Raw genomic sequence first — 19,742 nt, 5'->3', positions numbered from 1 at the left:
CACTTTTCTGGCAACTTTTCCGACAACAAAATAATCATCCAAGGGAGCCCAGAAGGCTCTCTTTTTCATGTCCATTATCAACGTTCAGAAGTAAATGATCTTTAACATTTTGTATATTATAGTTTACATTTAAGCAATTATCATGTACATTAGGTTCATGGAGGTGAGCAAGTGGAAGAATTACACAATCACGTTCGGGAGTTACGAGCCAGAGACCGGCTATCCCAAGCAGAACTGGCCAAACTCATTGGTGCATCCCGTCAAACCATTGCCCTGATTGAGCGTGGAGATTACTCTCCGTCGGTCGTTCTGGCACTAAAAATAGCACATGTATTTCGTGAACCTGTCGAAAAAATCTTTGAACTGAAAGGTGGAGATTAAAATGAAAAATTCATCATCCTCGTCCATCAAAAAGCGGTTGCGTCTTCCCTTGTATGCAGCAGGTGGCGCTGTAGTTGGTTTTCTTGGAGCTAGCGGAGTCAGTAAACTCCCTTCTGACTTGAACTGGACGCTGTCCGTGTACTATGACTATGATCTTTTATTCGCAATACTGGCGGCTCTTGTAGTAGTTATGACGGTGTGGAACATTTTCAGTCTCTCCCGCACGCCATCTGTCCCTCCCATGGAAGATGATGCTTATGGAGATTCCGATTCACTCATCTCTCCAGCAGAACGTTCCCTCGGAAAAGCGATGATTCTCAGCGGATTCAGCGTTATTCTTACGTTTACCTGGGCAGCACTTGCCTTATCCTTGTATGCATCCAACCGAACCATGCCGAATTCTCCAGAACTGTTCAACCTCTTGAATCTCGTTGCTTCATGTATCTCTATTATCATCGTCGTGGTCGTGCAAACTCTGACTGTGAAGCGATACAACCATTATTATCCTGAGCGTACTCTGGATCTGAACTCGCGCAACATGAAGAAGGATCATTTTGAGAAGCTGGATGAAGGCGAGAAATGGATTGTCTATCGCGCAGCCTATCGTTCTTTTCAGATGATGAATGTACTTCTTGGTGTTGGAATGGTCTCTATGGTTCTATATTCGATGCTCTTTACCTTTGCTCCATTCCCGATTGTAGTGATCTCTGTGATCTGGATTGCCAACATTGGAATCTATTATCGTGAAACCTATCGGGCGAGTAATCAGTAATACATGGGTAGGTAACTATTTTGTAAATATTTTCATAAAGGAGTGTTTGCATGCATTTATCCAAACGAAAGACCCGTTTCAGGTTCACCTCCCTAACAGGAGCTTTTATGGCTGTGGTCCTGTCTCTCAGTCTGTCGGTACCCGCAGTACAGGCGGAGACCGCGACTCCAGTAGCTGCTGAACAAGGAAAGACGAAAGCGCTGACAACCGAATCGGCTACAGCATTTCTGGATTCATTCTTCGATTCACCTGAGGCAAAGCCCCATTATGTTGGAGCCTCCGTTGTTGTTGTGAAGGATGGCAAAGTTCTGGCAGAAAAGGGATATGGCTTCTCTGATGTGGAGAGCAAAACAGCGATCGATCCGAAAAAAACTGCTTTCCGTGTAGCCTCTGTCTCCAAAACGTTTACATCAGCAGCTGTAATGCAGCTGGTGGAGCAAGGCAAGGTTGATCTGCAAGCTGATTTTCAGACCTATGTGAAAGGGCTCGAATTCGATAATCCTTTTGACAAACCTGTAACTGTGGAGAACCTGCTCACCCACACGACCGGATTCGAGATTCGTGATCCGCAGCAGGAAGACATCCATACTGATTTCGACAAGTACATAGCGATGGAGGATTACGCAAAGCAACATATGCCTCCTGTCGTTCGAGAGCCTGGTAGCGCCTACATGTACGATAATTTCTCGTTCTTGTTGCTTGGCATGATTGTTGAAAATGTAAGCGGTGAGCCCTTTGAATCCTACATGCAACAACATATCTTCAAACCGTTGGGAATGGATAACAGCAGTTTCATGCTGGACAAAAAGTTCCAAAAGCAGCTGGCTACTGGCTATGATGCGGCACACAACCCGCTTGATCTGTACACCATCGCTCCAACACCTATGCCTCAAGGCGGCATGTTGTCTACCGCAGAAGACATTGGGAAGTTCATGATCGCTTTCCTGAATGATGGCGTGAAGGACAACGAGCGGATTCTCAAGGAATCCACGGTGAAAAGCATGGAACAGTACCGTTCTTCCATTCACCCATTGTTGCCAAACACCACGTATGGATTCGAAGCTGCATTTCAGCTTCCCGGTGCAGGAAGTAGTCCAAAAGTTATTACAAAAGCAGGCGACCTGAACGGATTCAGCTCTTATCTCTTCTTTATTCCCGAGCAAAATACAGGCGTTTTCCTGACGTATAATCAAAATGGAGCACTTCGTAATCTGTTCTACCCGGCATTCATTCAAAGTTTCTTCCCGCAATATGCAGAGCCTGTACAGTTCAAGGAATACACGCCGCAATCCGCAGCTGAGCTGCAACGCTTCACCGGATTGTACGCGGATCTGCGAATTAGCACGATCGTCAGTTCCCTGAAAAATGCTGGCACAGAGCCAGGACAATTGAGCATTTCGGACGTTTTTCTGGGTCAACGCAACCTGATTCAAGTGGAAGATAATCTCTTCAAAGATGAATTGACCGGTCAATTCACAGCATTCAAGAAAAATGCTGATGGAACCATCTATATGAAAGAACCTTACCTCAACCCAATGGGTTATGAGAAAAAAGGACAAAAGCCTATGGGCTTCCGGGATGTTCGTGAGAACAGTCCTTATGCTGAAGCAATCTATGCCATACAATCTCTTGGATATTATGAGAATGATGCTAACAAGTCTTTCCAACCGAAATCAGCTGTGACACGAGCTGAATTTATTGAGAACACGCTTAAACTGAGTGGATTGAAGCCCAGCAAAACAACACCTCCTGCAGGCACTGATTGGGCCGACCATGCAGCAGCCGGATATATTCAACTTGGATATGAAATGGGTATGATTACTGGCAAGGACGAACAGCAGTTTAAGCCGGATCAAGTGATTATCCGACAGGAAGCCATGGTCATGATGTGGAGAATTCTGCAACTGCAATATCCTAGTGAACTGTTCACGGATGTCAAACTTGCGGGACACACGGACCCATGGGCTGTACCAGCCGTTCAGATGATGGCGAAGCTTGGTATCCATGGACCTGAGGTAAAAGTGCTGGAAGATGGATCCGTTGATTTCCTTTCCCGCAAACCTCTGATTCGTCAGGAAGAGGCTGCGATCATGTATGCGCTGCTTACCCAACCAACAGATCAAATCGTCGCTGAACTGATGGCTGCTCAGCAGCCGCAAGCGGAACCTGCTGAAGAAGCCGAAGCTGCAGAGGAGACATCTGAAACTGCACCGGTTCCAGTACCAGCGCCGGTCCCTTCTGCGACTTCAGCACAATAAAAATAAAACATCTTCATACCGATTAGATTGATTATGCTTATGATGCAAGAAAAAACAGGCTTGTTCAGAAGGGTACGATCCTTCTCGAACAAGCCTGTTTCGTTACTTTTCATAACTTATTATAGCGATCTGTTACTCAGTTATATCCGTCTCTATTCGATCAACGAAGATACATGGTGGTTCCCGTTGCGCTGATCAAACTTGGCTGCAGCGGTCTGAGCATACTCCGCAAAGTAATCGGCCAGCTTGAGCAGGTCGCCTGGGTCACCTTCATACGGGAAGGACGCTGGCAGACGCAATCGGTATTCTGGAGATTCTTCCACCCAGCGGCGAAGCAACGATGCTGCTCTGGCATAGAAAAACATTTTGGCGTAAGGATCTTCATGATCGGCAGCGAACACCAGTGTTTCCTCCAGCACATCAATGCCTTTTTCCGGATTCATACGTGTGAGATAATCCATCTGCTCCGCAAAACTCTGCACAAAATCGTTCTGGCCTTTAATCATGCGATATCCCTTGGTCTGATGTTTATCTGCTTCCGCAGTCCGTCCCAACCGATATAACGGCATCAAAATTTCAGACAAAGTCAGATGCGGAATCTCTGCACAGCTCATACGCCCTTTCAGGATAGGCTGTGCCACCTCCAACACCTTCTCATCGTCTCCTTTTAACAAGAAATAACGCATAATCTCATCCTGCTCACAGGCTTCGCAGTCACTCATGAAGTCACGATCCATCGTTCTGAATCGATCATAACTGCGTCCCGCTTCCTCCAGCTCCCCAAAATCCATAAAGATCCGGAACCGATAATACCAGTAAGAGCGTTCGCTGTAACCGTAGGACTTGAAACGCCGTCCGAAATCCTCCAACAGCTCCAGGATCTTCTCGCGTGATATTTCCGGGAAGTCGGGCATCTTGCCCAATATCCATTTGTACGACCACATTAACGTTTCTTCATCATATTCTTCGGGCTGTTGGTCGAACTTGCCCAGCTGCCAGGAAAAAGCAATCAGTGCTTTCATCGGATAACCGCAAAATGTTGCTGTCTCCACAATCTCCGATCTTGCTTCGTATGCCTCTTCCTCCATGCCGTTCACATCAGCAACTCTTGCTGCTTCCTCCAGCATACCGAGCTTCGCCGGACCATTGGGCAAGCCATAGGCCTCGTCCATCAGTTCTTCAAAATCCATCTCTGTCTTCATCAAGCATCCCCCTTACGGTCCGTATTTGCACGTAAACCCCAATCAATAAAACGAACAATGCCCTGATTTAACACTTCAAGCTCCTGCTTGCTCATGGCATAATGCCCCATCATCAGCGCATTGACGTATAACATTTCGATGGCAATCGGTGTCATCTGATCATCCGGTGATGTCAGTACCCGCTGAATGATTGGATTACTCACGTTCAAATACAAGGTTGAGTACCCTGCTGAACTCATGCCAGAAGACAATGAACCCAGAACAGACGAGAACAATTCCGTGCTCTCCTCGCTTGCTTTTTCAAGCGCACGAAGTGTTGAGGATTCCTGAGACAACGTGAACAACACCGGCAGATCCGATGGCTTAAACCCTTTCACCTCAACTCGACAACGGAAGCGCTGTAAGGCAGAATCGGCCAGTCGCAACGCATCATAATACTGATTACGCTCAGCGGGTGGCACATCGGTGAAACTCATCGAGACCTGATCCGGCTGTAACCGCTCCGTGTGCACGTTTTGCACGGTCATCGGCAGTGTCGCCATCAAATCGCTGTCATAGATATAACCACCGTTAATTACCAGCATCGATTGTGCGGAAGCTACATGATGAATCTGACGGTACTCATCAACAGAGGACGTGAAATACAACGTCTCTCCTTCATCGATCAGCTCACCAAGTTCACGTTGACCCCTCGTACTCTCAAAAGGCAGCCAGCGATGAATCATCGCGTAGAATGCTTGATCCTGCACAGCCAGTGCCTTCATGGACAGAGCATGCAGGCGAATCAGCTTCTGCAGCCGTTCCGTCTGGCTCTCAGCCATGTCGGCCAGTCCCTTGCGAAGTGCGTCTCCGAGTTCGGAGCGAACTTCCTCCAGCTTCTCATTTTCATAAAAATGTTCCCGTGATGCCGTCGGTTGAAGCTCATCTGTCCAGATCAGGCATTTCACGAAGAAAGCCCACTCTGGCAAAATGTTCTCAGCCTTCTCCGAAATCAGCATTCGCTTCAGGTAAACCCGGTGAGAACGCTTGGCATTCAGATTAACCGCGTGTGGCAGTACAAAAGCAATACCCCCGGTACGGCCTGAAGCTGTCGTCAACGGAATGAAGTCTTGGAACTGCTCACCAAGCAGACGTTCACCAAATGCCAATACCTCTGATCTGCGTGAACGTGCGAGTGCAGGGTCCATCAGCCAGATCGGTGTCTCGCTATTCACCACATGTTGCACGCCGTCATGATACAGCGTGACCGGATACGGCAATAATGCTCCGTAATAGAACAGAGCTTCTTTCACATAATCCGGTTCAAAGTAGTGCGCCGCGTCCGGTGTGCAACGCAGATATACTTTGGTCCCCGGGGACAGCTGTGTGTCCAACTGTCGAATCGTATAGGTGCCATCCGGCTTGCCCCGCCACTCCATCGAAGGGCCGCCCTTCGCGGATTGCGTCAGCATGACAATTTCGTGACTCACCATGAAACAGGATAACAACCCAATCCCGAAACGTCCGATAAACGAAGTCTCTCCATCCAGCAGCGCTTGCTGCCCCCTCTTCGAGGATTGTCCAATCATCGCCAGGAATTCATGGATGTCCGCTTCAGTCAAGCCGATGCCGTTGTCCTCCACCATCATGGTCAATTGCTCACCTGTTCCCGTCAGTTCAACACGCACTTCACCCTGATACCCTGACTCCGCCTCCGTTCGTGCGGTAATCGCATCCGTCGCATTCTGCATCAGTTCTCGCAAGAACACTTTAGGACTGCTATATAGATGGTTGGATAAAATCTGGATCATCCCGCTCAGGTTCACTTGAAAACGATATTCATTGGATGCTGTCATGACTCACTCACCTTCCTCTACGTCCAAACACAATATGTACCCATACGATGTATTCATATGGATGTGTTAGACGAATTCATTATGTAATCGTTAGAAACAGACGTTCCCCGTGACAGGCACGCCAAAACATCACGTCAAGCCGGCCCTGGATAACCAAGACCGGCGTTATAAGCATATTTCACGCATTCATGAGACGTAAGGCCTTATCTTCCATTACCACGTTATGAATAGCAATGAAACGGATGTTCTACCCTAAAATAAGGATACATGTTACAAGGCAGAGTGAAAACAAACCTGAGACCCGATTTCAGGCAGACTTCAGGGTAAATGTGCATTCTACATTCGGGACTATTGAAGGAGGAAAATATCTTTTTTGTCGTCCATTTGAACGATATCAGCCTACCGCACGTATAATCTCCAAACTCAGATCGGACGGTGAATATGCATGATCGAAGTACGTAACATATCCAAGCAATTCAAGGTGCATCAAGCACTGCATGATGTCAGTTTCACAGTTAAACAAGGCAGTGTCACCGGGTTGATTGGACCCAACGGTTCGGGCAAAACCACACTGATCCGTATCATGAATGGGGTCTTGGGCGCTTCCGGTGGACAGGTAACCATTAACGGATTGGACGCCGCTTGTGAGGCGGAGAAAGTACTGGCCATGTGTGGCACTCTTACCGAACAAAGTGGATTATATGAAAATATGAGCGGGCGTGACAATCTGACTTTCTTCGCAGATGTTTTTGGCCTGAAGCATGCCAAGAAACAAATCGACGAGCTTGTAACTCTGTTTGAGTTGCAGGATTATCAGCATCGAAACGTCGGCACCTATAGCACAGGCATGAAGAAACGCTTGGGCCTTGCACGAGTACTCTTGCACCGTCCTTCCATCCTGTTTCTGGATGAGCCTACCAATGGCCTGGATCCGGATGGAATTCAGATGGTGCTGCGCATTATCCGTCAGTTAAATAAGGAAGAAAAGATGACAATCTTGGTCTCATCCCATGTGCTGTCCCAACTGTCAGCCGTCTGTGATCATTATATTTTCATGGAAAAGGGGCGCATCGTGGAGGAAGGCACGGAACAGGAGATTGTTAGCCGGTACCTGTCCACTCCGAAGCTCGAAGTAGAAGCCGAAATGCCCGATGGATGGCACACGGCAACCAACTTTACGCCTGAAATAATCTCCGCACATCAAGCAGTATTTCAGCTAACATCGCGTGAAGATATTCCATTACTGCTAAGGCAATTAACGGAGCACGGTCAAGTCTATCAGGCCCGCATCACGGGCAGTGATCTGGAAAGTATCTATTTTGCCATAAGGGAGGCACACCACCATGAATAACCGCCAAGCCATACGTGCACTGGTACGTAAAGATATCCGGTCCGTCACAGCCAGCGTTCAGCTCTGGTTGCCCATGTTGATCGTCCCACTGATTATCGGAATTATTATGCCCTCTGCCCTCCTGTGGGCGGCCTCCAGAATGGAACTTCGTTCACTGGGCAACATCAGCTTTCTGCTTGAATCATTGGATGCGTTAACCCAAAGTGGACAGATTCCTCAGCTTGCTTCCATGCCTACAGATAATCATCGTATTGTCTATTACTTGGCCATGTATATGTTCGCTCCCTTGTTTCTCATCATTCCGGTGATGGCCTCCAGCATTCTGACGGCCAATAGTTTCGCTGGTGAAAAGGAACGCAAGACGCTGGAAGGGTTGTTATTCACACCGATCAGTATGAGCACTCTTTTTAAAGGCAAAGTGCTAGCTGCCCTGATCCCTTCCATTCTATTATCCTGGGTTACTTTCCTGATCTACGGAATCATTGCCAATATTCTGATGTACCCCATGTTTGGAACGTTGATGTTTCCCAATCTGAACTGGATCATACTTGTGGTGTGGGTTGTTCCCGCTTGTAGTCTTATGGTCATTTTATTGAACGTCTTGATCTCGGCCAAGGTCCGTGGGTTCCAGGAAGCGTATCAGCTCGGCGGATTAATTGTCCTTCCCCTCATTGCCTTAGTCGCTGGTCAAGCCAGTGGCATGCTGCTGATTGGTCCTTGGATGTTACTCATGATTGGAGCAGTGCTTATGCTCACTAGTGTGGTTCTCCTTCGTTTCGTCACGCTATGGAATAGTCGTCAACAACTGGCGGAAAGTCAGATCTAAATGATGTGGAGTGTAGCGAAGAAATTCAACAGATTTACACTGTCGCTCCGCTATACAGATTGAGAAATAAATATACGCGGGTTATGATGTGGAGATATATGTTATGGGATGATTCTAGAGAGGAATGGAACAACTGTATGGAATCCAAACTACTTCAAAAATTAAAATATGCTTCACAATTGACGGCACAGGAGAAACATATTGTGAACCATATCCTGAACAATCCCGAAGTTGTATTTGATTCTACAGCCCATGAATTGGCTCAGCAGACCTATACAAGCTCATCCACCATTGTTCGCTTATGCAAAAAGCTGGGTACCAAGGGGTACCCAGACTTTCAGCTCAAGCTTGCCCTTGAATATCAACAGATGCCCTCCGCGTTGCAAACGCAGGATCATGCAATTGCAGAACAAGGGAACGTGCTGGCTGCCATCGACTCGGTTCCTTACCTGTACCAGCAGGCGCTGGAAGATACACGCCGGATGTTAAACGCTCCTGTTTTGTTACGAATCGCGAACTGGGTCAAAGAATCCGTACGCATTGATGTCTATGGCAGTGATATGAATTATTATCTGGCTCAACAGGCTTGTGCCAAATGGAATGAACTCGGCATATCTGCGATTGCTCACAATAGTCCCAACATGCATTATTTGAACACGATGAACCCCAATAACCTGACGCTGTCTTTTGTTATATCACACACAGGTGAGAACCAATCCATGATTGAAGCTGCCAAAGTGCTGAGCAACAAACAGATGAAAGTCATCGCAGTCACGGGCAACAACCATTCAACCCTGTCCAGACATTGTGATGAAACGTTACTGGCTTACGGATACAATGAACAATTAAGGTTATCCAAAATGTCTTCGATGGTCTCGGTACTCTATCTTTTCGACATGTTATACATGGGCAGCATTAGCGATACGTATTAACGATTAACGTTGGTCCGCTGCAAATACGATCCCGGCATCCTTACGCGCACTCATAAGTACACTCATCACAGACTGGCTGTGTTCGAGCAATTCGTAACACCTTTTGTAATCCCCATTTGCATGGATGTCCCTGAACGCTTCCCACTCATAGTACAGCCAATTGGATTGGCTCTGGGCATTATACGCCGCAGCAGGCTCGTTCCCGATCTGAAGCTTGATCTCCCGGCAACCGTTTGCTCCTCCCACAACCTGAAGATAACCTTTCTCACCCTGAATGAGCACAAAGTTCATACTGTTTGTGTCTTTGGCACCTACACATTCCGCAATAAACTCCGCATATTGGAGAACCACAACACCTGATGTATCAATGCCGTTTGCATGCTGGTTCGCGGTATACGATACGGCATTCGGACTGCCAAACAGATTCATGACCAGATGCAGATTATAAATATTGATATCCATCAGCGCTCCACCAGAGAATTGTGGATTGAATACGTTCGGCGTCTCCCCTGCAAGCAGATCATTGTATTTGCGCGAGTATTGACTGTAGTTACACTGGATGAGTCTGATCGGACCAAGCTTTGGTAGTTGCCCCTGTATGACTTTAATATTGGGCAGATGAATGTTGGAGATGGCTTCAAACAGCAACAGATTCTTTTCTTTTGCAAGTGCAATCAGCGTTTCTGCTTCCTGAAGCGTGGACGTGAACGGTTTTTCGCAGACGACATGTTTGCCATGTTGAAGTGCCTGATAGGCCTGTTCGTAATGCATGCTGTTTGGTGAAGCAATATATACGAGATCTACATTTGTATCTGAAAATAGGGATTCCAGGTCCGTATAGATGGTACTGACCCCATACTTACCCGCAAGCTCCTGTGCTGTCTCTCTCTTCCGGGAGTACATCGCTGTACACGTAACATCATCCAGTTCATTAATCGCAGATAAAATGGCATCCACAATGGACCCTGTACCAATCGTTGCTATATTCATCATATCTTTTCGCTCCTGTCGTTGGATTGTCAGTTGGCCTCTGCTCTGGTTGAGTGTAATGTTATCACGATCATGTCAGGCGGAGAACGCTTTGGGAGGGGAATGGCAGCATCATGCGCAATTCGATTTCAGGTTTGGACAGGTGTGAAATTCAATTTCATCCTCTTCTTTTTTTCATGTTTGAGATCTAACATATCTTCCATAGTTTACCGATATAACATAAGGAATTAACGACATACATATAGAAGAACGAAGGGGACGATGAACGAATGAAAACAAGGCATACATACTTACAACGCACCATCTGTACATTGCTGTTATTTACACTCATTGCAGCAGTGACATTGGGAGGTGGAACCTCAGCCCAGGCAGCTTCACTTAGCCAATCCACAGTGTATTATGAATCCGACGGCGTTTTGTACAAAGTATCCGCGGATGGCAGCAATACAACAGAAGTATTAATTGATTTTCAAGGTGTGGACTTGCACGCGGCAGGCTCTTATCTCTACTACACGCAGACTGCTTCTTCCACAACACTGCTTCGGGTTCCGAATGACGGGTCCAGCGATGCGGCAGAGACATTTGCTACGGATGTACTCAGCTATTATACGGATAACGGATTCATCTATTATCTGGATGCTACAGGTACCATTTATCGCGCGAATGGCAATAGTGACGCTTCAGCTGTCACCAAGATTGCTGACAAGGCTGATACCGACTTCCCATTCCTCCTGGTAACCAAAGGGCGTGCCTACTATAATGCGTTGGTTAATGGAAATACGTGGATTGTGTCCAAAACGTCCAACGGTTCTGGCGCTGTGCAGCGGATTGCCGCAGGTGCAGTAGAAGGACGTTATTTTACAAATCAATCCAAAAACGAACTGCAACTGATGGTAAATACAGACCCCTACGAGGATTTCTATTCTACCAATGCTGTTGTCATGTATAAGGTGAACTACAACACTGGCAAAGCAACTTCGGTTAATCCCAAAGCCAAACTGGATGTGAATGCTGTATATTCCGGTGGTTGGGGAAACAATCTTTACGTGTATAACAAAGGAATCGTTCTCGACAGCAATAAGGATTACAATTATGCCAAAGGCAAAGCGTTTGCGTTAACAACTTCAGCCAAAACACTTCAGCTTCATAACAAAAGCGTTCGTGAAGTAAGTGCCTTAGGTACAGACAAAGTTGTCCTTATCGATGCAGACAAAAAGGCTTATGCCAAAACGGTCTCGGGCAACAAAGTGACCAAGTCTGCCAACCTGAACCTGACAAATGTAACTTATGTGGCGAATCAGTTGACCAATGGTACATCTACGGCTGCATACATCTCTGGCAACAACGGACTCTATTCGGTTAATACAGCTCTCAAGGTAACGAAACTTACCGGGGACGAATGGGATGCATTCCATATCAGAGATGATGTTGCGGGCCTCTTCTACATCAATGCCAAAGATCAATATCGCTTGTATCACGTGCAAACGGGTGGAACAGGGAAAAAAGTAATGAGTGACGTTTTCCTCGACAATATTCTATTGGTGACACCGTACTAACATATATGTTGATTCAGGCGTATAGCCCATACAACGGACATGTCCGTAACAAAAAGGATTACCTTGCAGCCATCATGGCTCCTGGTAGTCCTTTTTTGGTTGTCGAAAACTATTTTTCAAAAACATCTTCCATATGAGAATGATAATTGTTATCATTAAGAAAATAAGACAAAAGGATGGTCCGTATGACTGAACAGTTTCCCTTCATTGCTGAAACCTCATCTCTACCGCTCCTCTCCTCCATGTGCCGTGTGCGTCGTGGGGAGAATTTCCGTGTGCAAGGCAAGACGGTGTCACGGCCCATGCTCTGTCTTATTTTGCAAGGAGACGGTGTTCTGGTCCTGAATGATACAGTCTATACGGCGCAAGCCGGTAGCTTATTCGTACTGAAGCCAGGAACAGCCATTGAGGCCGCTGCACGCTCGAATATGACCGAATGTATATTACTAAGCATGGATACGGTTTGTTTGCAGCAAGTGCGCGGTGAATGGAAAATGACCTCTTCACCCGCCTTCCCGCTGGATTGGCAGACAGGCAGGTTGCTGGTTCGTCATGAGCAGCAGGCTGTATTACGTTTGGAACAACTGTATGAAACCTATCGCGGTCTGCAACCGGATCACTTTATCAGCATACATAGCCAGCTGCATGAACTGTTGCAATTTCTCTCAGAGAACCGGCTGGAAGCCAATCATGAGAAAGTGGACCCTGCCTTGGAACGCAGTATTATGTATATGCGACGTTACATGAGTGAAGGAATCAGCATGGATCAGCTTGCCAAGATTGCTGGACTCACCCCCAGCTCTTATTCACGCAGTTTCAAGAAGGCCAAAGGCATGTCACCGACCGATTACCTGAATCGTTTACGTATAAACGAAGCAAAAAAACAGCTGACAGAGGAATCCTGTGTCCTCAAAGACGTCGCGGTATCTGTCGGGTATGGCAATGAATATTATTTTAGCCGCAAATTCAAACAAACCTTGGGGATCGCTCCCAGCGTATATATGAAAAGAGATCAACTTCGCGTAGCTACGGCATCCATTATGGGATTCCATGAGAACTTGGCCTCGCTTGGACTGCGCCCGGTAGCTGTGCTGGAAGATCAAAGTGTGTTTGACCGAGAATCGGATGAATATGAACAAGAACGCCGATTAACCAGACAATTAGACCAACTTCGGCAGGCGAAGCCAGACTTGATCATCGGTGACTTTTACCACAAGCCTTATTACGATCGCCTGAAAAGTATTGCACCTACCATCATCTTGGAGTCCACTGATGACTGGAAAGAGAACCATATTCGCATCGCCGAACTGGTCGGACGTGAGAAACAAGCGTTACTGAATTTCAAAGAATTTGCGTTTCGCAAGCTTGAAGCAAGCCTGAACCTGCAACCCTATTTCGGACAAAACAGGTTGGCTCTGATCGAGGTTACGAATCAGTTCATTCGCTTACAAGGGACTGGCGAGCATCCATTAAATCACTTGTTGTATGCTGAATTGGGACTTCAGCCCGCTGAGCTTGTATCTCCCGAAAGCTCCAGAAATGAGTATGTTGCGGATAGTATCCCGGTGCTGGACACGGATTACCTGTTGATCCATCGTGCTTCGCTTCAGCCTGCCAATGAAAAGCTGTTCCGACGCATGAAACAAACGGCTTCATGGAATCGATCCCCTGCTGTATTGTATGGTAACGTTCACGATATTTCGAACTGGCAACGGTTATGCTGGACCCCGGCTGGCCGGTTGCAGATTCTGAACGAACTGAAACAGATTGCTCAGCAATCTGTAGTCTTTCCTCAGGCAGGTCTGATCGGACATTAGATGTGAACATAGGTTGGTACGATGGGCAAGATTATCTTTTACATCGTGTTCCTTCATTATAAATCAGTAAGATATTGCACAGACCAAAGGGCCCTCTCCTAAACGGAAAGGGCCCTTTGCATGTAATTATGAATGTTCCTTAATCTCTTCCTTCGGAACCAGCTTGTATATCTCTTCATCTTCCATGGTATCAATCAACCGATCCAACCATTTGTAATATGCTTCCGCTTGCAAAACCTTGTGTTTGTCTTCCATCAGGATGTGGATAAGTTCAGCATCCGCCTCTTCATCCAGATCTTCGACTAATCGATTCAGTTCATCAATTGATTTGCGTAGAACCTGAAGGTTACTCTCCACGGCTTTTCTCCACTTAATTGCAAAATAATCCGTAAACGTCTGATGCCAGTCATATTCGACTTCATATAGGTCTTTTCTGGAGCCCTTGCTCCACACTTTATTTACCATTTTCAAATCCAGCAGTGTTCGTACACCTGTACTCATACTCGTTTTGCTCATTTCCATTTCCCGTCCCATATCGTCAAGGGTCATTGGTTTGTCTGCAAAAAATAGCAATCCATATAAGTGTCCCGTTGACAGCGTAACGCCGTAAAGATCCATATTACGTCCAATAGCTTCAATGACGCGTTTACGAATCTTCAGCACGGTTGCCTGCTGTTCCTCTTGTAAATGGTCCAAGCCCATGCTTGCAACCTCCATTCTGAACATTCCACAGTCTTTGGCGAAATCATTGCAACACTTTAAAAGTCCTGCTTACATGGGAAAGCTCTCGGCCGGACATCATATATGCCAGAGGGCTTTCATTCACCCAATGTATGAAAATGGGAACTTTACCAGGCTACAATTGCCTATGACTATCTTTTAACCAAAAAATTCAGCTTCAATTCAGCTCATTTTCTATTGTAGGAAAAGCAATGTCAAATGTAAAGCTGCCTTATTAGCCAGAATAAGGAGAATGACGGAGTATTTGGACGAAAAACTTTGTACAGTTTTTACTGTACAAACATTATGTACTGTTTATTCGGTTGATATACTGGTTAAGTATTGTTAGTATTAAACTCGTTACCCAGAAAGACGGGAAGCGAAGCAACAACTACCGGATTTCGTGGCTGGGCGCATAAGTGTATGGGCTTATGGATGCTGAAAGCCGTTCGAAGTGCACAACACATCAGAAGGGGTGAAAACATGACCATACTTGAAGTGAAAAACGTAAGTAAATTGTTTGGACCCCAAACCGAGCAAGGTCTGCAATTACTGGAGCAAGGTTGGGGTAAAGAAAAGTTGGCCAAAGAAAAACAGATAACGGTTGGTGTCAACCGGGTCAACATGGAAATTAAGGAAGGCGAGATTTTCGTTATTATGGGACTGTCCGGGAGTGGTAAATCCACACTGGTTCGGATGTTCAATCGTCTGATTGAACCAACATCCGGAGAAATTCTGGTCCATGGTAAGGATCTACGCAAGATGAACAAAGAACAATTGCGCGAAGTGCGCCGGAAAACGATTAGCATGGTCTTCCAGAAGTTTGCGTTATTCCCGCACCGTACCGTTCTTGATAATGTGGAGTATGGATTGGAAATACAAAAAGTAGATAAGGAAGTACGCCGGGAGAAGGCAAAAACCTCACTTGAGCTGGTTGGCCTTAAGGGCTGGGAAGACAAAATGCCAGATGAACTCAGTGGCGGGATGCAGCAACGTGTCGGCTTGGCGCGTGCACTTGCCAATGACCCGGAAGTACTACTGATGGATGAAGCCTTCAGTGCACTTGATCCATTGATTCGCCGTGATATGCAGGATGAGTTGATCGAGCTTCAGGATAAAATGAAAAAGACGATTATTTTCATTACCCATGACTTGGACGAAGCGCTGCGCATCGGCGATCGTATTGCCCTCATGAAAGACGGCGCAGTTGTGCAGATCGGTACACCGGAAGAAATCATGATTCAACCGGCCAACTCATATGTGGCCCGCTTCGTCGAAGACGTGGATCTGTCCAAGGTCCTTACAGCATCTCACGTAATGCGTCGCCCTGAAACAATCACACTTGACCGCGGACCTCGTGTTGCCCTCGAATTAATGCGCGAAAGTGGCGTTTCCAACCTGTTTGTCATTGACCGTTCGAAGAAGCTGCTTGGTGTCATTACAGCAGAAGACGCTTCTCGTGCGATGCGTGAAAACAAAGTATTAAAAGACATTCTGATCACGGACGGGCCTACTGTGTCGCCTGAGACCCTGATTCATGAATTGTTCGAAATTGTAAGTTCAGCCCATGTGCCTCTCGCTGTTGTTGGTGAGAATGGCCGTCTGCAAGGTGTTATCGTCCGCGGTGCCCTGCTGGGTGCACTTAGCGGTGAAGTTGCAGTAAAGGAGGAACTTGTGAATGATTCCCAAAATACCACTAGCGTCGTGGATTGAATCCATAGTTGACTGGATGAGCTCCTCGCTCTCCGGATTGTTTAATGTAATTTCCACCGTTATTCAAGCGGTTGTCGGATATTTCTCCGGGCTGTTCTTGCTGCCCCATCCACTCCTGTTCATTGCCATATTGGGTGTTCTTGCGTTCCTCGTAGGACGACTCCCACTGACACTATTTACGGTTATCGGGTTCTTGCTCGTAGATAACTTGGGATACTGGTCCCAATCGATGGACACACTCGGTCTGGTTATCACTTCAGGATTGGTTTCGATCCTGCTTGGTGTACCTGTCGGAATCTGGCTCGCATACAGTAAAACTGCGGCGCGTATCATTACACCGCTGCTTGACTTCATGCAGACGATGCCTGCATTTGTTTACTTGCTGCCTGCGGTTACATTCTTTAGTCTAGGTGTCGTTCCAGGTGTTATCGCGTCTGTTATATTTGCGATTCCGCCAACGATTCGTCTGACTCACCTGGGTATCAGACAGGTATCTGGCGAATTGGTTGAAGCAGCTGATGCATTCGGCTCAACTTCCATGCAAAAGTTGTTCAAAGTACAACTTCCACTCGCTTTGCCTACCGTGATGTCCGGTATTAATCAGACCATCATGCTGTCACTGTCCATGGTTGTTATTGCATCCATGATTGGTGCACAAGGTATTGGTGCGGAAGTCTATCGTGCCGTAACACAACTGCAAATCGGTAAAGGTTTCGAAGCCGGTCTGGCCGTTGTTGTACTCGCGATTGTTCTGGACCGTTTTACACAAAATGTGTTTATGCCAGGTCGCAAAAAGAACTCAAGCATTACATCAAAGCAAAAAGCATGGATCACTGCTGCGGCAACATTCCTTGTGCTTGTAGCTGGTTTCTCACAATACTTCGTTGGTGGCACAACTTCCGCTGGTGGCAACAATTCAGCAGCCAACGCTGTAGGTCAAGAAGTGAACTATCAGATTATCGGTATCGATCCAGGGGCTGGTATTATGAAGTCCGCTGCAAAAGCGATCGAAGACTATAAATTGACTGACTGGACTCTGATTGAAGGCTCTGGTGCAGCCATGACGGCCACACTGGACAAAGCGATCAAAAATGAAGATCCAATCATTATTACAGGTTGGACTCCGCACTGGATGTTCAACAAGTATGATCTGAAATATCTGGAAGACCCTGAGAAATCTTTCGGTGATGCTGAAGAAATTCATACCATCGCCCGTAAAGGTCTAAAAGAAGATCACCCTGTTGCGTTTGAATTCCTGTCCCGTTTCCAATGGACCTCGGATGAAATGGGTGAAATGATGACTGCTATCCAGGGTGGCACATCCGCAGAAGAAGCAGCTAAAGCTTATGCTGAGAAACATGCCGATCAGATTGCTGAGTGGACCAAAGGTCTGACTCCAGTGAACGGTGATGCATTCAAACTGAGCTATGTGGCCTGGGATTCTGAAATCGCAAGTACCAACTTGCTGAAATATGTGATGGAAAACGAATTGGGTTATAAAGTTAACGCTCTACAGGTCGAAGCCGGACCGATGTGGACGGGTGTTGCCTCGGGCGACGTAGATGCCTCTCCAGCAGCTTGGCTGCCATTGACACACGCTGACTACTGGGAACGTTACAAAGATCAGGTGGACGATCTGGGGGCCAATATGACAGGTGTACGTACAGGCCTCGTGGTTCCTAGTTACATGACCGAAGTCAATTCGATTGCAGATCTGGAGACAGGTGCCGCTTCTTCCACTCCATCGGCAAGTGCTAATGTGGGTGAAGAGGTTAATCACCAAATCGTTGGTATTGATCCAGGTGCAGGTCTGATGAAGGCCACTGCAAACGCCATTAAACATTATGATTTGTCTAACTGGAATCTGATTGAAGGCTCTGGAGCCGCGATGACTGCATCGCTGGACAAAGCTTATAAAAATGAAGAACCAATCATCGTTACGGGTTGGACTCCACACTGGATGTTCAATCAGTATGATCTGAAGTATCTGGACGACCCCGACTTGATTTTCGGCGATGCAGAGGAAGTTCACACGGTTGGACGTAAGGGAATCAAAGAAGATCATCCCGTTGCCTATGAGTTCTTCTCTCGCTTTAATTGGACTGCGGACCAAATGAGTGAAATCATGGTAGACATTCAAAAGGGCGTTTCGCCTGAAGAAGCTGCCAAGACTTATGCAGAAAAACATCCGGACCAAATTGAAGAGTGGACCAAGGGGTTAACCCCTGTTAAAGGTGACAATTTGCGTCTCGGTTATGTTGCATGGGACTCTGAAATTGCGAGTACCAACCTGATGAAGTATGTGCTGGAGACAGATCTCGGTTATACCGTCAAAGCACTACAAGTTGAAGCTGGACCCATGTGGGCAGGCTTGGCAGCAGGTGATATCGATGCTTCTCCAGCCGTATGGCTCCCGCTTACACATGGAGACTACTGGAAAACATATGGAGACAAGATCGAAGATATCGCTGTCAGTATGACTGGAGTCAAGCAAGGTCTGGTTGTTCCAACGTATATGGATATCAACTCTGTAGAAGACTTAAAAGATAATTAAACCAGATTGAGATGGATAAACCTGAATTTGGTAATAAGACCACCGAAATTTTTCGGTGGTCTTTTTGTTTTGACTATGATTTTTTCAGGCATGCTATTTGATTTGATATTCTATCCTGGTCATACCGCATACTGCTAATTTACGCTTTCACACGCTTTTTCCATTTGACTCTTCTCACATATCCTCTTACTTCGCCTTCGCTCATGAACATCGTATGTAGATGATACTTGGTGAGTTCGTTTATTTCCAATATCTATCCGATCAGTAACAGTAGTACACCAATGACAATCATGACAACACCGAGAATACCATATACCACTCTTGCGCCCTATCTTCCAATAGTCTTCACAAAAATCCCTGCTCTGAAACTCTTCATAAACCAATCCCAATTGTTGATACCACCGAGCAAACTAAAAATTCCTGCCGCTATGGCAAATAGCGCGATTAAAACGGGTTGTTCTTGCATGTCGTCAACACTCCTTCAATATAATCCTGTCTACTATACCTTCACTTGGTGAAAATTAACAGGCATTAATTAGTAAAAAAAACAGCATGCAGATGGCAGTCTGCATGCTGTTTCTAGGGCGTTAAACATATTATATTCATTTGCCTATAGAGAATTAATTTTTACAATACCCGCTGATTTTCGCGAAATCTTTCTAAGCTATATCACGTCTGGAGAATGAATACACCCTGCAATTATTCGTAGATTTTTGCCGATTGTTAGCGCGTAAGAGGGTTTTTTACATTAATCGTCATCTCGACTTTAGGCCTATCCATGGTATATAAAATCGAACTTCTGACACATATTAATTAAATATCTTTTACTTCGACA

General features: G+C 46.3%; 15 protein-coding genes. 10 read left to right on the top strand and 5 right to left on the bottom strand.

The window, feature by feature from the left end:
• Window positions 1-171: 171 nt before the first annotated feature.
• The 3 genes from MKZ13_RS06755 to MKZ13_RS06745 are packed head-to-tail and all read left to right on the top strand — an operon-like array spanning window position 172 to window position 3,411.
• Window positions 172-381 carry a helix-turn-helix transcriptional regulator gene (locus MKZ13_RS06755; RefSeq protein ID WP_017690042.1) on the top strand — a complete coding sequence of 70 codons (210 nt, stop codon included), beginning with the start codon at window positions 172-174 and terminating at the stop codon, window positions 379-381.
• A gap of 1 nt (window position 382) precedes the next feature.
• Window positions 383-1,153 (top strand): DUF3169 family protein, encoded by a 771-nt coding sequence (locus tag MKZ13_RS06750; RefSeq protein ID WP_221819165.1) that lies wholly within the window; start codon window positions 383-385, stop codon window positions 1,151-1,153.
• Window positions 1,154-1,203: 50 nt separating this feature from the next.
• Window positions 1,204-3,411 (top strand): serine hydrolase, encoded by a 2,208-nt coding sequence (locus MKZ13_RS06745; protein WP_221819164.1) that lies wholly within the window; start codon window positions 1,204-1,206, stop codon window positions 3,409-3,411.
• Between the two features lie 152 nt (window positions 3,412-3,563).
• On the opposite strand, the gene MKZ13_RS06740 is transcribed toward MKZ13_RS06745, so the two are convergent.
• Together MKZ13_RS06740 and MKZ13_RS06735 are read right to left on the bottom strand one after the other, a co-directional pair.
• A complete protein-coding gene (locus tag MKZ13_RS06740) occupies window positions 3,564-4,613 on the bottom strand; it encodes a hypothetical protein (protein WP_339182761.1) in 1,050 nt (349 codons plus the stop codon).
• Window positions 4,613-6,448: an HSP90 family protein gene (locus tag MKZ13_RS06735; protein ID WP_339182759.1), complete on the bottom strand. Its 1,836-nt coding sequence runs from the start codon at window positions 6,446-6,448 to the stop codon at window positions 4,613-4,615. Before MKZ13_RS06735 ends, MKZ13_RS06740 begins: the two co-directional genes overlap by 1 nt.
• A 445-nt stretch (window positions 6,449-6,893) precedes the next feature.
• Here MKZ13_RS06735 and MKZ13_RS06730 point away from each other — a divergent pair, with 445 nt between their 5' ends.
• The 3 genes from MKZ13_RS06730 to MKZ13_RS06720 all read left to right on the top strand — a co-directional run bounded on the left by MKZ13_RS06730 (window position 6,894) and on the right by MKZ13_RS06720 (window position 9,557).
• Window positions 6,894-7,799 (top strand): ABC transporter ATP-binding protein, encoded by a 906-nt coding sequence (locus tag MKZ13_RS06730; protein WP_221819161.1) that lies wholly within the window; start codon window positions 6,894-6,896, stop codon window positions 7,797-7,799.
• Entirely contained in the window at window positions 7,792-8,625 is an 834-nt protein-coding gene (locus MKZ13_RS06725; protein ID WP_221819160.1) for an ABC transporter permease subunit, read from the top strand. Before MKZ13_RS06730 ends, MKZ13_RS06725 begins: the two co-directional genes overlap by 8 nt.
• A gap of 137 nt (window positions 8,626-8,762) precedes the next feature.
• Complete coding sequence (locus MKZ13_RS06720; protein WP_339182756.1) at window positions 8,763-9,557, top strand: MurR/RpiR family transcriptional regulator; 795 nt, start codon at window positions 8,763-8,765, stop codon at window positions 9,555-9,557.
• A gap of 3 nt (window positions 9,558-9,560) precedes the next feature.
• Here the strand turns inward: MKZ13_RS06720 and MKZ13_RS06715 are convergent, their stop codons facing one another.
• Complete coding sequence (locus MKZ13_RS06715; protein ID WP_221819337.1) at window positions 9,561-10,547, bottom strand: Gfo/Idh/MocA family oxidoreductase; 987 nt, start codon at window positions 10,545-10,547, stop codon at window positions 9,561-9,563.
• Window positions 10,548-10,816: 269 nt separating this feature from the next.
• On the opposite strand from MKZ13_RS06715, the gene MKZ13_RS06710 reads away from it, so the two are divergent.
• Both MKZ13_RS06710 and MKZ13_RS06705 read left to right on the top strand, forming a co-directional pair.
• Window positions 10,817-12,103 carry a DUF5050 domain-containing protein gene (locus tag MKZ13_RS06710; RefSeq protein ID WP_221819158.1) on the top strand — a complete coding sequence of 429 codons (1,287 nt, stop codon included), beginning with the start codon at window positions 10,817-10,819 and terminating at the stop codon, window positions 12,101-12,103.
• A gap of 185 nt (window positions 12,104-12,288) precedes the next feature.
• The gene (locus tag MKZ13_RS06705) at window positions 12,289-13,920 is read left to right on the top strand and encodes a helix-turn-helix domain-containing protein (protein WP_339182754.1); all 1,632 of its coding nucleotides are present in this window, start codon (window positions 12,289-12,291) and stop codon (window positions 13,918-13,920) included.
• 126 nt (window positions 13,921-14,046) lie between these two features.
• Here the strand turns inward: MKZ13_RS06705 and MKZ13_RS06700 are convergent, their stop codons facing one another.
• Entirely contained in the window at window positions 14,047-14,622 is a 576-nt protein-coding gene (locus MKZ13_RS06700) for a GbsR/MarR family transcriptional regulator (RefSeq protein WP_221819156.1), read from the bottom strand.
• A gap of 501 nt (window positions 14,623-15,123) precedes the next feature.
• On the opposite strand from MKZ13_RS06700, the gene MKZ13_RS06695 reads away from it, so the two are divergent.
• Both MKZ13_RS06695 and MKZ13_RS06690 read left to right on the top strand, forming a co-directional pair.
• Window positions 15,124-16,353 carry a glycine betaine/L-proline ABC transporter ATP-binding protein gene (locus MKZ13_RS06695; protein ID WP_339182752.1) on the top strand — a complete coding sequence of 410 codons (1,230 nt, stop codon included), beginning with the start codon at window positions 15,124-15,126 and terminating at the stop codon, window positions 16,351-16,353.
• The gene (locus tag MKZ13_RS06690; RefSeq protein WP_221819155.1) at window positions 16,319-18,907 is read left to right on the top strand and encodes a glycine betaine ABC transporter substrate-binding protein; all 2,589 of its coding nucleotides are present in this window, start codon (window positions 16,319-16,321) and stop codon (window positions 18,905-18,907) included. The genes MKZ13_RS06695 and MKZ13_RS06690 overlap by 35 nt, the downstream gene beginning before the upstream one ends.
• A 328-nt stretch (window positions 18,908-19,235) precedes the next feature.
• Here MKZ13_RS06690 and MKZ13_RS06685 read toward each other — a convergent pair whose 3' ends face one another.
• The gene (locus tag MKZ13_RS06685; RefSeq protein ID WP_339182750.1) at window positions 19,236-19,373 is read right to left on the bottom strand and encodes an Imm17 family immunity protein; all 138 of its coding nucleotides are present in this window, start codon (window positions 19,371-19,373) and stop codon (window positions 19,236-19,238) included.
• Between the last annotated feature and the right edge of the window lie 369 nt (window positions 19,374-19,742).

The organism is Paenibacillus sp. FSL R5-0701 (assembly GCF_037973995.1).
Lineage (GTDB): Bacteria > Bacillota > Bacilli > Paenibacillales > Paenibacillaceae > Paenibacillus.
The sequence above is the reverse complement of the archived record's forward strand: the minus strand, read 5'-3'. Positions and strand labels throughout refer to the sequence as shown.

Excerpts from the sequence above, each read along its gene's own strand:
- MKZ13_RS06750 (WP_221819165.1), top strand. The coding sequence starts at position 383 with ATGAAAAATTCATCATCCTCGTCCATCAAAAAGCGGTTGCGTCTTCCC.
- MKZ13_RS06745 (WP_221819164.1), top strand. The coding sequence starts at position 1,204 with ATGCATTTATCCAAACGAAAGACCCGTTTCAGGTTCACCTCCCTAACA.
- MKZ13_RS06740 (WP_339182761.1), bottom strand. The coding sequence starts at position 4,613 with ATGAAGACAGAGATGGATTTTGAAGAACTGATGGACGAGGCCTATGGC.
- MKZ13_RS06735 (WP_339182759.1), bottom strand. The coding sequence starts at position 6,448 with ATGACAGCATCCAATGAATATCGTTTTCAAGTGAACCTGAGCGGGATG.
- MKZ13_RS06730 (WP_221819161.1), top strand. The coding sequence starts at position 6,894 with ATGATCGAAGTACGTAACATATCCAAGCAATTCAAGGTGCATCAAGCA.
- MKZ13_RS06725 (WP_221819160.1), top strand. The coding sequence starts at position 7,792 with ATGAATAACCGCCAAGCCATACGTGCACTGGTACGTAAAGATATCCGG.
- MKZ13_RS06720 (WP_339182756.1), top strand. The coding sequence starts at position 8,763 with ATGGAATCCAAACTACTTCAAAAATTAAAATATGCTTCACAATTGACG.
- MKZ13_RS06715 (WP_221819337.1), bottom strand. The coding sequence starts at position 10,547 with ATGAATATAGCAACGATTGGTACAGGGTCCATTGTGGATGCCATTTTA.
- MKZ13_RS06710 (WP_221819158.1), top strand. The coding sequence starts at position 10,817 with ATGAAAACAAGGCATACATACTTACAACGCACCATCTGTACATTGCTG.
- MKZ13_RS06705 (WP_339182754.1), top strand. The coding sequence starts at position 12,289 with ATGACTGAACAGTTTCCCTTCATTGCTGAAACCTCATCTCTACCGCTC.
- MKZ13_RS06700 (WP_221819156.1), bottom strand. The coding sequence starts at position 14,622 with ATGGGCTTGGACCATTTACAAGAGGAACAGCAGGCAACCGTGCTGAAG.
- MKZ13_RS06695 (WP_339182752.1), top strand. The coding sequence starts at position 15,124 with ATGACCATACTTGAAGTGAAAAACGTAAGTAAATTGTTTGGACCCCAA.
- MKZ13_RS06690 (WP_221819155.1), top strand. The coding sequence starts at position 16,319 with ATGATTCCCAAAATACCACTAGCGTCGTGGATTGAATCCATAGTTGAC.
- MKZ13_RS06685 (WP_339182750.1), bottom strand. The coding sequence starts at position 19,373 with ATGCAAGAACAACCCGTTTTAATCGCGCTATTTGCCATAGCGGCAGGA.